This window comes from Bradyrhizobium canariense (assembly GCF_900105125.1).
Lineage (GTDB): Bacteria > Pseudomonadota > Alphaproteobacteria > Rhizobiales > Xanthobacteraceae > Bradyrhizobium > Bradyrhizobium canariense_A.
In genome coordinates this window covers 1,811,216-1,824,729 of the sequence record NZ_LT629750.1, presented here as the reverse complement: position 1 = coordinate 1,824,729, position 13,514 = coordinate 1,811,216, and the positions used below count along the sequence as shown (strand labels likewise).

Sequence of the window (13,514 nt, the reverse complement as noted above, 5' to 3'; positions counted from 1 at the left end):
AGTAGTATCGGATAGCAGAGGACACTCGAGCGAATCCTAGGGCCGATCGACATTGAGGATTCCCAAGCGGTTTGATCGCTGATTCATAGAGCTCCGTGATTCGACACGGAGCGGATGATGGCGGCGAAGCGATACGAGTTGAATGAGACGCAATGGGCGAAGATTTCACCATTACTGCCGGGCAAGGCTGGCGACCCGGGACGGTCAGCTGCGGATAACCGCCTGTTCGTGAACGGATGTTTGTGGGTGTTACGGTCGGGCGCGCACTGGTGCGACCTGCCGGAGCGGTACGGCAAGTGGAAGACCGTGCACCGGCGCTTCAGCCGCTGGTGCCATGCCGGCGTCTGGGAGCGGGTGTTCGCCGCGCTGAGCGCCGATCGCGACAACCAGTATTTGATGATCGATAGCACCATTGTTCGCGCCCACCAGCAGGCCGCAAGCGGAAAAGGGGGGCCAAAGATCAGGCGCTGGGGCGCTCCCGAGGCGGACTGACCACCAAGATCCATATGCTGGCTGATGCGCTCGGCCGTCCGCTCCGCTTCATCGTCACGGCCGGACAGGTTGGCGACATCACCCAGGCGCCGGCGCTGCTCGACGGCCAAAGCGGCGATGCGGTGCTCGCCGACAAAGCCTATGACAGCAACGCCCTGCGCGCGATCATCGCCGGGATCGGCGCAACGGCGGTGATCCCGTCAAACCGCACCCGTAGGATCGTCATTCCGCACGACGCCGACGCCTACAAACAGCGCAACCGCATCGAGCGCTGCTTCTACCGCCTCAAACACTTCCGCCGCTTCGCTACCCGTTATGACAGACGAACCGCCAACTTTACCGGCTTCATCCATCTCGCAGCCGCCATGATCTGGATGCAATGAATGTCGATCGGTCCTAGGCCATCGATAGCAGTCGATAGATTCTAAGCGACCCGCAGATCTGCCGCTCTGTCGGGCGTTTCCCCGCTCTTCGAACGGCGCCCATACGCCGTCAGGCCCACCCCAACCTTCGCGACTTTGTGGCCTTCAAATATTCGGTCGCGCGCGGCTTAAAGAAGTTAGCGCGCGCGACCGGTTCTCGGCGTCGATCACACGGTGGTAAATCGATTACGGCTCCTTCTTGAACAAATCCTGGAAGATGAGCTGGCCCCAAGTGCGGCCGCGCGCGTGCACCAGCGCGCCACCCTCGTTGAGCTTTCCCAGCTTGACGGGTGCGAACCCGAGTTGTTTGGCCAGGGCCGCCACGGGAGCGATCGCGTCCTCATCGTCACCAGACAGAAAGACGACCCGGTGACCGCCCTCGACGGTCGGATCGGCAGCCAGGGTGGCCGCACCCAGGTGATTGAAGCCTTTCACGAGCCTGGCGCCGGTGAACGACTTTGCAACGAAGGCGGAGGACGGGAGGCCGTCCAGCTCTTCAGGGACAGGAAACGCGTTCATCGCGTCGATGATCGTCTTGCCTTTCCAGCTCGGCAGGGCCTTCGCAATCTCGCGATGCTCGCCGAACGGGACCGCCAGGATGATGGTGTCGGCCTCGAGTGCATCCCGCAGCGACCTGGCGACGACCGTGGGTCCAATCGCCCGAGCCTGCGGCGCCAACGCCTCGGGCGGCCGGCGACTCGCGACGGTCACGTCGATGTTTTTACGGGCGAAGGCGTGGGCGAGGGCCTGGCCTATCTTACCGAATCCTACAATCGCGTAGCTCATAATGCTTCTCCGATCCGTGTTGGTATTGTTTCCCCGGCGCTTCAGATGGCCGAGAAGCCGCCGTCGACAGACAACTCCACGCCATTCACGAAGCTCGAATCGTCTGAAGCCAGAAACAGCGCGACCGCCGCAATTTCCTCAGGACGACCCATCGTTCCCCGCGGGATCAGGGATTCGAACATCCGCTTCGCCTCCTCGGTGAGAACCTGGTCCTGCATCGGTGTGGCGATCGGCCCCGGGCTCAGCACGTTCACCCGGATATTCCTGCCCTTCAGTTCGTTGAGCCAGGTGCGTGCGAATGAGCGCAACGCCGCCTTGCTCGCCGCATACACGCCGTAACCAGGAAAACCTTTCACCGAAGCAACTGACCCGGTCATGAAGATCGATCCGCCATCGTTGAACAGCGGCAACGCCTTCTGCACCGTAAACAGCGTGCCGCGCGTATTCAGGCCGAAGGTCGCATCGAAATGCTGCTCGGTAATCTCGCCCAAGGGTACGGCTTCGCCCGTGCCGGCGCTCGCGTACAGGACGTCGATCCTGCCCTTTTCCCGCTTGACCGTGTCGAACAGACGGTCGAGGTCGTCGAGATTGGCCGCGTCGCCGCGCACGCCGGTCACGTTCCGGCCAATCAGCTTGACGGCCTCGTCGAGCGCCGCCTGCCTCCGGCCCGTGATGAACACATAGGCGCCTTCTTCAACGAACCGCTTGGCGCTCGCCAGCGCCATGCCGCTCGATCCACCCGTGACGACGGCAACCTTACTTTCAAGCTTTCCCATAACTTCTCCAATCGTGGTGTCGGGACAGCATCTGTCCCCGAGAACCTCGAGATGGGTCTGCCGGTGTCAGGCGTTGAGTGCGGAAGCGCGCACATCGGTGGTGCGAAATCGATCCGGCTGGACGACTGGCGTCAGCCGCGACGATCGGTGTCCGCCGTTCGGAATTGGGCCGTGCTGACCGCCCGTACGGCTGTTCGATGTGTTAGATACCGGCTTTGGAAGGCGCACCGCGCGGTGCGGGATTGCACCATGATCGACTGGGATGACGTTCGCTACTTTCTTGCCGTCGCGCGCGGAGGCTCGGTGCGGACTGCCGCCGAGCGCCTCGGTGTGAACCACGCGACCGTGCTGCGACGCATCGCCCAGCTCGAGGAACGCCTCGGGGTCCAGATGTTCGAAAAGCTGCCTTCGGGCTACCGCCTGACGGCTGCGGGCGAGGAGGTCCTCGAGTTCGCGGACCAGATGGAAGCGTCGTCGCACCTGCTGGAGACGCGCGTCTTCGGGCGCGACCAGAGCGTGCGCGGGCTTCTGCGGGTGACGCTGGCGCCGCCCCTCGCGACACACCTGCTGATGCCGGACTTCGCCGATTTCGCGGGTCTGCATCCGGACATCGAGATGGAAATCTTGTCGTCCGGCGAGCTGGCAAATCTGACCAACCGGGAGGCCGACGTCGCGATCCGCGTCGTCTACGACCGCAAAACCCTGCCGCTCAATCTTCACGGCCTGAAGGGACCTGAGCTGTTCGGAGGCGTCTACATGTCCCGCGATCGACTGGCCGCGTGGCGTGCGGGCGCGCCTGATCCCATCCGGTGGATCGTCATCAGCATTCATGGAATCCCGCACTGGGCCAGCGAGGGTGAGGTTCGCCCCACGGGGGTTCCATTCAGGACCACGGACGCCGAGGCGCAGATCGTTGCTGTACGGCAAGGGCTCGGGATCACGACACTGCCGTGCTTCGTCGGCGATGCCGACCCCCTGCTGGTGAGGGTGCCGGGTACCGACCTGCACATGTACGGAACGCTCTGGCTCCTCACACAGGGCGAGACGCGCAAGACCAAGCGCGTGCGGCTCTTCACGGAGTTCGTATCCCGCAGGCTCGCCGGGTACGCTCCGCTTCTCGCGGGGCTGTCGATACCGCGCGATTGACGCGCGGCAGGTTGCCGGCAACGCTTGCCGTAATCCGGTCGGAAGCCGAGCTGCGATCGCTTGAAGCGGCGTCGTTCAATCCGCGAATGTTGCGCCGTATCGCAACCGGCGCGAGGGCCACACTACTGACGGCGACGGACTTCACCATCGCTGACGGTCTTTTTGGCAGGCTGGAGACGCCGCTTTTGCGGAGAACTCCGAGGAAAATAGACCAACCGATATCGATAGTCTTTGAAACCGAGCAAATCGCGGATCGTCGAAATTCTCCTTTGAATTCAAGAGCGAGAATTTTTGACGGATCCGGGATACGGTTCTTGGTCATCAGCGGAAAGATCTTCCTCGATGGATCAATGCGTTATGATGCTTCAGAACAATCGAGTGGGAGTGAGGGGCAAACGGCGGCAATAGCGTAGGTTCGGTCGCAATTTTCGCCATGCCGCAATTGTCGTTCTAGTTCGCATCTCACTCGCGCTTAGCTGGCGTTCTCTATCTCTGCGTCGCAAGCCGATCTGCGCCCACTTTCAGGACGATGTAAAGTCGGTTCCGAAGGCGGTCGTGCTCCAGAGTAGAATAGCGCGCAAAAAGGTGGGTCGAGTCGGACGCGCACGGCGAGTCCACCTCGGTTGGCCGTGTTGCCAATGAGGTTGATGATGGTCTCGGGCGGCGACGACCTCGTCGGGGTTCTCTTTCGCGTAGTGAAGAGCCAGGCGGCCGGCCGCGAGATCGACGACTTCATGACCGTCCCACGCTCGTGCTCGTGGTGACGAGAAGCTCGTCCAATTGCTCGAACGTCTCGCTAAACCCACCCGTACTCCCGGAGGCGATAGCACCGTCGAGAGCTTCCCTCGAGGGATAGAGATCGTGCATGACGACCAGTGTCTCGCCACCTCTTTCTTCGAAGGTCACCGTGGTAACGGCCCCACCTTCACCGCCTTCGTCATTCGTCCAGACGAGGCGGGAGTGCGGCGTCACTTCGATGTACCTACCGAGAAACTCCATAGGCTGCTCTGAGGCAGCGTGGCTGAACACGAAACGGTACGTGCCCCCTGCACGAACATCCGCCTCGCAGGAAAGGAAGGACACTCCAAATGACTTCGGTGCCCACCACCGCTTGAGCAGCTCGGGCTTGGTCCAGGCCTCGAATACGATGCGCGCCGGGGCGTTGAAGGTCCGCGTGACGACTAGCTCACGCTCGGACTTCCGTTCCACCGTCGTGCGGTTCTTCCCGGAGGTGGGATCACTCTCTCCTTTTGCGTCCATCGACTTTTTCCTTCCGCTTCAGTTCCTCGACAACCTTGTCCAACTCGTCGAAGCGTGAGGCCCAGAGCTGGCGGTACTCCTCGATCCATGCCGTCTCTTCCGCCAGTCGGCGCGGGCCGAGCTTGCAGGTCCTCACGCGCCCGACCTTCTCCGTGGTCACGAGCCCGGCCTGCTCTAAGACGCCGACGTGCTTCTTCATGCCCGTGAGGGTCATGTGGAACTTCTCGGCAAGGTCCGTGATCGAAGAGTCTGCGCGTCCGAGCAGCTCCAGAACGCCGCGTCGGGTAGCGTCCGAGAGCGCGGCGAACGAGGCATCGAGGCGGGCTGTCGTATACTGAACCATGTAGTTCAGTATATAGCGCACGGATTGGCGGCATGCAAGGGGAGGCCGAGTGCGCGCCGAGTTGCCAGCCGCCTTCACTCCCTCGCGCGGTCTTTCGCTTCAGGACGCGGAGGATTGCGAGATTCCGCAATCCGCATCTGCGCGGTGACGAGCGTCAGCGCCAACCAAGCGCGGGGGCGACATGCGTCAGGATCGCCTCGATGACGTGGGCGTTATAGTCAACGCCAAGCTGGTTGGGGACGGTCAGCAGCAGCGTGTCAGCCTCCGCGATTGCTTCGTCCTTCCTCAGTTGCTCGATGAGGACATCCGGCTCGGCGGCATAGCTGCGGCCGAAGATCGCCCGAGTTTTTTCGTCGATGAAGCCGACCTGATCCTCATCCTGGCCGCTGTGGCCGAAATAGGCGCGGTCGCGGTCGTCGACCAGCGCGAACATGCTGCGACTGACCGATGTCCGCGGCTCCCGCGCGTGACCGGCTTCCTTCCACGCCTCACGGAACGCCCGGATCTGGCTCGCTTGCTGGACGTGGAACGGCTCTCCGTTCTCGTCATCCTTCAGCGTGGAGCTCTGCAGGTTCATCCCCAGTTTGGCGGCCCAGACCGCGGTGGCGTTCGAGGCGGCGCCCCACCAAATGCGGTCACGCAGACCTTCCGAGTGCGGCTCGATGCGCAGCAGGCCGGGCGGGTTCGGGAACATCGGCCGCGGGTTGGGCTGCGCAAAACCTTGCCCGCGCAGCACATCCAGAAACACTTCGGCGTGGCGTCTCGCCATGTCGGAGCCGGTCCCGCCCTCCGGCGGCGCGTAGCCGAAATAGCGCCAGCCGTCGATCACCTGCTCGGGTGATCCGCGGCTGATACCGAGCTGCAGACGCCCGCCGGCGATGAGGTCGGCCGCGCCGGCATCCTCCGCCATGTACAGCGGGTTCTCGTACCGCATATCGATGACAGCCGTGCCGATCTCGATGCGACTGGTCTTCGCGCCGACCGCCGCCAGCAGGGGGAACGGCGCGCCGAGCTGGCGGGCAAAGTGATGCACGCGGAAATACGCCCCGTCCGCGCCTAGCTGTTCGGCGGCGACAGCCAGCTCGATGGACTGCAACAGCGCGTCGGACGCGGACCGCGCCTGCGATTGGGACGAAGGCGTCCAGTGCCCGAACGATAGAAAGCCGATCTTCTTCATGGATACGCCGCGTGAATTGTGGACCGTGCAGGTGATGCTCAAACATGGATAGCATCTCGAAGTCGTCAGTGCCTGCCATTTGTGTCTTCGGCGTGGTCTTTCACTTGACGTCAAAGTCGTCGGGGACCATCGAGTGGGAGTAGAGTCTAGATTCCGCTTCGACTCGATCGTCGTCCAATTTTCCAGGCAGGGCTCATGAAACTCGTATCGCTGGCTATCGGCCTTCTGACCGCAAATATTCTGGCCGCGACGGCCCAGGCGGCCGATGTCGTCCGCATCACCCCGCTTGGCAGTCATGACGGTGAATTTTGCGCGTTCGATCGCGCCATGGTCTTCGAAGATCCCGATGGAACGCGCATTCTCTATGATGCCGGGCGCACGGTGCGCGGGCCGGACGACCCGCGGCTGGGCAAGATCGATGTCGTGCTGCTCAGCCACGCCCATGCCGATCATCTCGGCGAAGCCATCCAGCCTGCCGCCAATGCCGGCACCTGCGCCGCTCCCGACATCTCCGTGAATGTTTCGCCGAGATCAAACACCGTGAACATCGTGGTCGCGAAAAAGGCCAAGTTTCTGGTCGGTGGCGAAATGGGCTCTTTTTTCTCGAAGAAGGTCGCTGCCGCGGGCGGCGAGGCCTCACAGGTTCTCCTGCTGCGCTTCGGCGCATCGCGCAAGGTGGGCGGGGTGACCTTCGCAACCGTACCGGCGGCGCACACCAACGGACTTGATCCGGAATTCCTCGAGGGGCCGTATGCGCAGGCGTTGAAGGAAAACGGTTTGACGGCGTATCTTGGTCCGCCCAACGGCTATGTCCTGACCTTCTCGAACGGCCTGGTCGCGTACCTGTCGGGAGACACTGGCCTCATCGCCGATCAAAAGACCATCATTCACGATTATTACAAGCCAAAGCTGGCCGTCATGAATATTGGCGATGTGTATACGGCTGGCCCGAAGGAGGCGGCCTTTGCGATCGATAGCCTGATCGAACCACGGGAAGTCATCGCCTCCCATGCCAACGAGGCCGCGACCAAGGATGGCAAGATCATTCCCGGCACCAAGACGGAAATGTTCGTGAAGGCCACCAAAGCGCCCGTGCATGTTCCCCTGAGTGGAAAAACCCTGGCATTCGACGCCAGCGGTGCCTGCGTGAGCGGCTGCGATTAGAGCGTTTTCAAGCGAGGTAAATACCGGCTCGCGCAAGAAGACGCCTCCATCAGGAATTTTGACGGCTCCAGCATCACACCTGGCGCGGCGGGGTACTTGACGAATTCCTTGCGCGCCGTTCCCGATCATGTTGATGACGCTGGGTCCGGCTCACCCACGGCCGGTCTTGAGTCGCGGGGGAAGCGCGCATGGAGTTGCGGTCAATAAAACGCATGACGTTCGCGCTGCTGGTATGCTGCGCAGGGCTCGGTGCGACAACCGGCGCCGGCGTGGGCGCCGAGCCGATCCGCATCGGTGCCGTGCTGCCGTTTTCCGGTGGCGTCGAGTTGTACGGCCAGCAGGCAAAACTCGGGCTTGATCTCGCCGTCAAGGACATCAACGCGGCGGGCGGGATTCTCGGCAGGCCTGTCGAGGTCATCTATGCAGACGACAAGACGAGGCCGGAATCCGCTGCGGCCGCCATGCACGCATTGATCGAAAACGATGGCGTTGTGGCGGTGGTCGGCCCGATCACCTCGCGAAACCTCAATGCCGTCGCGCCGGTCGCCGAGAGCCTGAAAACGCCGTTGCTCTACGCCACCAACTTCGAAGGCGGCAAATGCAGCCGATACCTTTTCTCGTTCGGCACGGTCCCCAACCAGGAACTGGGTCAGTTGCTGCCCTACATGAATCAAACCTTCGGCAAGAGTTATTTCCTGCTGGGAGCCGACCGGGTCTGGCCGCACCAGATGTTCGATATTGCGCGGCCTCTGATTGAAAAGCTCGGCGGCAAGGTCGTCGGCACGCAATTCACGCTGGGGACCGAGACGGATTTCACCCCGCTGATCGCGCAGGTCGCGGCGGCCAAGGCAAAGGTGCTGCTGTTCGCGCTGAAAGGCGACGGCATGGATTTCATCCGGCAGGCCGACGATCACGGATTGCTGAAGGATACGACGGTCGCGTTCCTGGGATTGTCGGAGGTCGATCTCGGCATTTTCCGTGGCAAAGGCCAGGACATGTTCACGGTGGTGCCTTCGGTCGCGACGAGCGACGAGCCCTCCGTCAAGGCCTTCGTCGCCAAGGTCCGCGCCGACGCCGGAGCCGACGTCGTGGTGTCGAACTATGTCATGACACACTACAACACGCTAGTCGCGCTCAAGGCGGCGATCGAGAAAGCCGGCAAAGTCGACAAGGAGGCCATCATCGACGCCATGGCGGGGCTGGTCATTCCATCGCCGACAGGGCCTGTGACCATCGGCCGTGACCACTATGCGACGATGAACATGTTTATCGCCAAGACGCGGGGGAGCGACCTCGTCACCGTCCGCGCGCTGGGAGAGATTACGCCGCAGCCGGGATGCAAATTGGCCGACCGCTGACCGCGGGGCGATGCCTGGTATCAACGCTGTGTTGTTCGGCGATCTGTGATACGATACACGTTACGGCCGGCGCGCAGTGATCTCGACCGACAGCATAGCCGCTGATTTACGTTCTTTCGACATGAAATTTTTGGGCGAGACCGCGACCCGCATCATCAACGAGGTCAAGGGCGTCAACCGCATGGTCTATGACGTGATGTCGAAGTCGCCGGGGACGATTGAGTGGCAGTGACGTCTACTCGTCCGCGTATCCAGAGCTACGATATTCTATCATTCGACCGGCTGAGCCAATTTCAAGCGGTATCACAAGTAGACGCCGGCTCTGACCGTCGAAAGAAAATGCTTTTTCAACTTCGAGGTGGCATGTGAGCATTGTCGAGCCGCCGATGGATTAACGAGACTATCGTAAGCAAATCTTCCGCATCCTCCTTCGTCATAGTCCAGCGAATCCGAGCTTCATGCGCTGTCGGATTTCGGAACATCCCAAACGTGCCGCGCACCAGATTGGCAAATCCGCTTTGCTCACTGCGCTCGCTAATGGTTGATCGCGGATTAATCGCGAGCAAGGGCGGCTCGCCGCTCAAAACCCGATCGACGAGTGTGCTGCCGTCGTCCGAAAGACCTGTTTTCAATCGCATCTTTTCGGCGACGCTCTTCACCGCCTCCTGAACGGCGTGAAAGTAGTTGTCGACCAGCAATTCGGCGCGACAGAAAATCAGCACGTCGGGATGAACGCCTCGGCCTTCAAGGTCGGCACGAAGGTCTCTCGCCCTGCGTTGGGCCTCCGGTAAAGTGGTTGCGCGATCCGCAGAAGAGACCGTACCCGCCTCGTCAACAACGAGCCCCGCGAATGCGAGGGCTTGGTTCAGAAGAGCGCGCATTGGCTCGAAACGAGTAGGATCCCGACTATACCGCGCAGGCTTCATCGAAAGGCGGATGAACTCAAGGACGTGCGTTCTATTCTGTTTGGTATTCTGGCTTTCCACGAAAGCATTATATATTCGAACCCGCTTGGTCATCGGGCCTGGGTCGACCATCCGGCTTGAGGTGATCAAGAACTCGATCTCGGGTCCGGTGAGGCCCAGGGACGTATCGCCGAGCGCGCCAGCAATAGCCTCAAGTTCATCCTGTGAAAACATGGCCATAGCTGCCCCCCGTCATCATTACCGGCCCCGAACGCGCGGCTTGTTGTTAGCTGCGACGTTTAGGTGTTGCCCTCCGACCTCTGTTTAAGCCATCTGCCTATCACAAGGTGCAGCGCAGCAGCTACCAAACCATTGGTTCTACCCACTATTCAGAGGTAGGCTCAGTAATGGCAGGGAGTAAGCAATGGGCGACGAAACCGACGCGTTTAAAGAAGGCGCGAAAGCGGTTCAAGAGGTAGCCAAGGCGACAGGGAAAGTCGTCGATGTGGGCCGCGGTGCCGGCGGTTGGCTAGATCGTATTTTCGGGAATGGCATTGAGCATGCGGTAGCGCGTCGTTGGTCAGATAAGGAGATGACGAAGCGAATTGAAGCCGCGATTTTGGATTGGGAACGTCTCGAATTGCTTGTGCAAAAAGTGGAAAAGCGACTTAGGGACAAGGGAATTACACAAACCCGATTACCGCCACCCAAGATCATGCTTCCGTTGATCGAGCATGCAACAATGGAATACGAAGACGATCTGCATACGCTTTGGGCCAATTTGCTTGGTACGGCTCTTGATACTGATGGCGATCAGGTGCATCGGAAATATGTCTCGACACTTGCGGAATTGAGCGCGGACGATGCGCGAGCGCTAGGTGGTGTGGACACTTATCGCATCCATAAGATGATGGCTGCGAGAGTGATGACGGCAAGGTAATTTCGAGCGGTCTTTTCGAAGCGGGTGGCGACGCGGCGGAATTGCTTGAGCTTGGAGAAGCAGCATTCGACAAGATGGCGCTGGGCATAGAGATGTTTGTCGAGCGGATATTTGAGCGCGCGTGACGGGTTGTTGGGGATGACGGCGAGCGCTCCCTTGGCGGCGATGGCTTCGCGCAAATGATCGGCGTCATAGGCTGTATCGGCCATAACGATCTCGGCGGGCAATCCCTCGATCAATGCGGCGGCTTGCGGTGCATCGCCCTTCTGACCTGCGGTAAGCGTGAAGCGCACCGGACATCCCAGGCCGCGAACGGCCAGATGTATCTTGGTGCTCAGGCCGCCGCGCGAGCGGCCAAGCGCCTGATCTTCAGACCCCCTTTTTTCGCCCCGGCAGCGTGCTGATGCGCCCGGACGACGGTGGAATCGACGATCAGATATTCGAAATCCGGGTCGTCGGACATCGCCTCGAAGATCCGCCACCAAACACCCTTGATGCTCCATCGACTGAAGCGCCGGAACACGCTGTTCCAATCCCCGAACGCTTCCGGAAGATCACGCCAGGGAGAGCCCGTCCGCACGATCCACAGCACACCTTCCACGAACATCCGGTTGTCGCGCCCGGTGGAGCCTTTCTGGTCAGGCCGACCTATAATCAGAGGCGCCATCCGCTCCCAAGCCGCATCGCTCAAAACCAACCGATCCATCACACCCAAGGCCGCCTCCCAAAAAGAAGCCTTGAATCTGATTTGCTCCTAAAAGGGAATCCTTAGAGTCCACACCACCTAGAGGCCATTTTTCGCGAGTGGCAAAAGTTGGATAAGGATAAATGGTATCAAGGCGGTGGAAGCGTTTCTTACGGGCCTAGTGTTGACGCGCCGAGAAATGCAGACGTATCGATGAGCATATTATTTAGCTTGGGCCTCGTATTTCCGAGTCTAGTGGGGTTCGAGACATACGAGCCAGGTGGCCACGCTCGATGGGGTGACTATGGACCTTCAAGGGAAACCTTGAGTCTACCAGGGGATTTAAGCGCTGTGGTGTTGACCGAATTTGGTCAGGCGTTCTGCGCGGCTGTGCTGCCATAGCTTCTTGTTACAAGAGCCCCTGAATGGAGTGCTCTGTCTCGTGCCACCGGCTTCCAAGCCAGCATGCAGGCCGTAGGGCGGAATAGCGGAGCGTGTTTCGCCAAATCTATCTCACCTCCGCGACACCTTCTCAAATCGCTTGATCAGCCGCTCGCGCTTGAGACGCGATAGCCTTTGAATCCAGAACAGGCCGTTGAGTTGATCGATCTCATGCTGGTGGCAGACGGCGCGCAGACCCGCCGATTCCTCGGTCTGCCGGTTGCCGTCGACGTCGTGGTAGCTGATCCGGACGCGGGCATGACGCTCTATCTCGTCGTTGACACCGGGCATCGAAACGCTGCCTTCCAGATGCAGGATGGTCTCGGGCGATGCCCAGATGATCTCCGGATTGACGTAGGTCCGCGCACCATCGATCGGGTCGAGGTCGAGCACCACGACCCGCAAGAAGATGCCGATATGCGGCGCGGTGATCCCGATCCCCGGCGCGGCGTGCATGGTCTCCAGCAGGTCGCTCGCCAGGTCGCGCAGCGCAGCGTCAAACACGGTCACGGGCTGCGCCGGGAGTGCAAGCCGAGGGTCGGGGTAACGGATAATGGTGCGGCTGGGCATGATCTCTGTCGTATTGGAGACTGAAATGACCCATTCTAGCTAACGATGGGTGATCGTCGCGTCCGGGCTTTGTTGCCGGCGTTTGAGCGCGCCTTCACGTGATCGATGAAGGCGCGCAGCTTCGGCATCAGTTGCCGGTGGCCGGGATAATAGAGAAAAACACCCGGCCCCATCGGGGCGAACGGCTCCAGTACCTGCACGAGTTTTCCAGCCTTCACCAGGCCGGTGGCGATCGGCGCAGGCACTTGCGCAAGGCCGACGCCTTCGACTGCTGCGCCGAGCATGGTGGGAAAGTCGTTGGCGATGAGCGGGCCTGATACCGCAATCTCGATGGCGCGGTTGCTGTCGTTGAGCGACCATAGCGCAATCGCGCCGTTGGATCGTCGCAATCGCAAGCATGCATGGTGGCGCAAATCGTCCGGGCGTTCGGGCCGGCCGCAGCGGGCGAGGTAGGCGGGGCTACCGACGATGATGAAGCGAAACGGCGGCGTCAGCCGCACCGCGACCATGTCGGCGGCGATGAACTGGCCCATCCGGACGCCGGCGTCAAACCCTGCGGTCGCGAGGTCGACCATCTCTTCGCTTGCGGCGATCTCCACCTCGACCTCGGGATAATCAGCGCAGAACGATGCGATCAGCGGCTCCAGCACGATCGGCACCACCGCGCGCGGCACCGCGAGGCGCAACAGCCCGGCCGGCCGCTGTCCGAGGTCACGCGCGACCTCGCTTGCGGCGACGAGCTCCTCGAAGGCGGGCTTGGCGCGCGACAGAAAGCGGTCACCGGCTTCGGTCAGGCCGACACTGCGCGTAGTGCGGATGAACAGCGCCGCGCCGACGCGCGCCTCGAGCGTGCGTATCGCCTGGCTCATGGCCGAGGGCGTCACCCCGAGTTGGGCCGCCGCTTTGCGAAAACTGCGGTGCTCGGCAACACTCAGGAACGCCTCCACGCCGTCGAGCGCGCCTTGCCTGACTGTGAAGTTCTGCTTCATGACCCATCGACATTATCGCAACTAGTCTCCAGCCGGAAGCGGCCCTACGTCTGGCCTGCA

At 61.3% G+C, this 13,514-nt stretch carries 13 protein-coding genes and 2 pseudogenes; 6 read left to right on the top strand and 9 right to left on the bottom strand.

Features of this window, described 5'->3' with window-relative positions; all coding sequences use genetic code 11:
• Positions 1 to 117 precede the first annotated feature (117 nt).
• Positions 118 to 875 (top strand): IS5 family transposase gene (locus BLV09_RS08980; protein ID WP_146691031.1). Its coding sequence is split into 2 segments (ribosomal slippage): positions 118 to 460 and positions 460 to 875, totalling 759 coding nucleotides; the frame shifts between segments, so codons are not numbered across the junction.
• A gap of 225 nt (positions 876 to 1,100) precedes the next feature.
• On the opposite strand, the gene BLV09_RS08975 is transcribed toward BLV09_RS08980, so the two are convergent.
• The gene (locus BLV09_RS08975; protein WP_146687027.1) at positions 1,101 to 1,700 is read right to left on the bottom strand and encodes an NADPH-dependent F420 reductase; all 600 of its coding nucleotides are present in this window, start codon (positions 1,698 to 1,700) and stop codon (positions 1,101 to 1,103) included.
• A 41-nt stretch (positions 1,701 to 1,741) separates the two neighbouring features.
• Entirely contained in the window at positions 1,742 to 2,476 is a 735-nt protein-coding gene (locus BLV09_RS08970) for an SDR family NAD(P)-dependent oxidoreductase (RefSeq protein WP_146687026.1), read from the bottom strand.
• A 249-nt stretch (positions 2,477 to 2,725) separates the two neighbouring features.
• On the opposite strand from BLV09_RS08970, the gene BLV09_RS08965 reads away from it, so the two are divergent.
• Positions 2,726 to 3,622 (top strand): LysR family transcriptional regulator, encoded by an 897-nt coding sequence (locus BLV09_RS08965; RefSeq protein WP_146687025.1) that lies wholly within the window; start codon positions 2,726 to 2,728, stop codon positions 3,620 to 3,622.
• Between the two features lie 732 nt (positions 3,623 to 4,354).
• Here BLV09_RS08965 and BLV09_RS08960 read toward each other — a convergent pair.
• From BLV09_RS08960 to BLV09_RS08950, 3 genes are all read right to left on the bottom strand, one after another.
• The gene (locus BLV09_RS08960) at positions 4,355 to 4,882 is read right to left on the bottom strand and encodes an SRPBCC family protein (protein ID WP_100381401.1); all 528 of its coding nucleotides are present in this window, start codon (positions 4,880 to 4,882) and stop codon (positions 4,355 to 4,357) included.
• Entirely contained in the window at positions 4,860 to 5,225 is a 366-nt protein-coding gene (locus BLV09_RS08955) for an ArsR/SmtB family transcription factor (RefSeq protein ID WP_146691030.1), read from the bottom strand. The genes BLV09_RS08960 and BLV09_RS08955 overlap by 23 nt, the downstream gene beginning before the upstream one ends.
• Positions 5,226 to 5,379: 154 nt before the next feature.
• A complete protein-coding gene (locus BLV09_RS08950) occupies positions 5,380 to 6,402 on the bottom strand; it encodes an LLM class flavin-dependent oxidoreductase (RefSeq protein ID WP_146687024.1) in 1,023 nt (340 codons plus the stop codon).
• Positions 6,403 to 6,597: 195 nt separating this feature from the next.
• Between BLV09_RS08950 and BLV09_RS08945 the strand changes: the two genes are divergently transcribed.
• The 3 genes and pseudogenes from BLV09_RS08945 to BLV09_RS08935 all read left to right on the top strand — a co-directional run.
• Positions 6,598 to 7,566: an MBL fold metallo-hydrolase gene (locus tag BLV09_RS08945; protein ID WP_146687023.1), complete on the top strand. Its 969-nt coding sequence runs from the start codon at positions 6,598 to 6,600 to the stop codon at positions 7,564 to 7,566.
• A gap of 188 nt (positions 7,567 to 7,754) precedes the next feature.
• Complete coding sequence (locus tag BLV09_RS08940) at positions 7,755 to 8,924, top strand: substrate-binding protein (protein ID WP_146687022.1); 1,170 nt, start codon at positions 7,755 to 7,757, stop codon at positions 8,922 to 8,924.
• 64 nt (positions 8,925 to 8,988) lie between these two features.
• Positions 8,989 to 9,156, top strand: a pseudogene (locus BLV09_RS08935) (glutamine-hydrolyzing GMP synthase); the annotation flags it as partial.
• Positions 9,157 to 9,271: 115 nt separating this feature from the next.
• Here the strand turns inward: BLV09_RS08935 and BLV09_RS08930 are convergent.
• Positions 9,272 to 10,069 carry a TIGR02391 family protein gene (locus BLV09_RS08930; RefSeq protein WP_146687020.1) on the bottom strand — a complete coding sequence of 266 codons (798 nt, stop codon included), beginning with the start codon at positions 10,067 to 10,069 and terminating at the stop codon, positions 9,272 to 9,274.
• A 184-nt stretch (positions 10,070 to 10,253) separates the two neighbouring features.
• Between BLV09_RS08930 and BLV09_RS08925 the strand changes: the two genes are divergently transcribed.
• Positions 10,254 to 10,769, top strand: a complete 516-nt coding sequence (locus BLV09_RS08925; RefSeq protein WP_146687019.1) for an Abi-alpha family protein — start codon at positions 10,254 to 10,256, stop codon at positions 10,767 to 10,769.
• Here BLV09_RS08925 and BLV09_RS08920 read toward each other — a convergent pair.
• The 3 genes and pseudogenes from BLV09_RS08920 to BLV09_RS08910 all read right to left on the bottom strand — a co-directional run bounded on the left by BLV09_RS08920 (position 10,721) and on the right by BLV09_RS08910 (position 13,454).
• Positions 10,721 to 11,436: pseudogene (locus BLV09_RS08920) on the bottom strand (IS5 family transposase). The gene BLV09_RS08925 and the pseudogene BLV09_RS08920 overlap by 49 nt on opposite strands.
• A gap of 531 nt (positions 11,437 to 11,967) precedes the next feature.
• Positions 11,968 to 12,465 carry a peptide deformylase gene (locus tag BLV09_RS08915; protein ID WP_146687018.1) on the bottom strand — a complete coding sequence of 166 codons (498 nt, stop codon included), beginning with the start codon at positions 12,463 to 12,465 and terminating at the stop codon, positions 11,968 to 11,970.
• A gap of 35 nt (positions 12,466 to 12,500) precedes the next feature.
• The gene (locus BLV09_RS08910) at positions 12,501 to 13,454 is read right to left on the bottom strand and encodes a LysR family transcriptional regulator (protein WP_146687017.1); all 954 of its coding nucleotides are present in this window, start codon (positions 13,452 to 13,454) and stop codon (positions 12,501 to 12,503) included.
• Positions 13,455 to 13,514 lie beyond the last annotated feature (60 nt).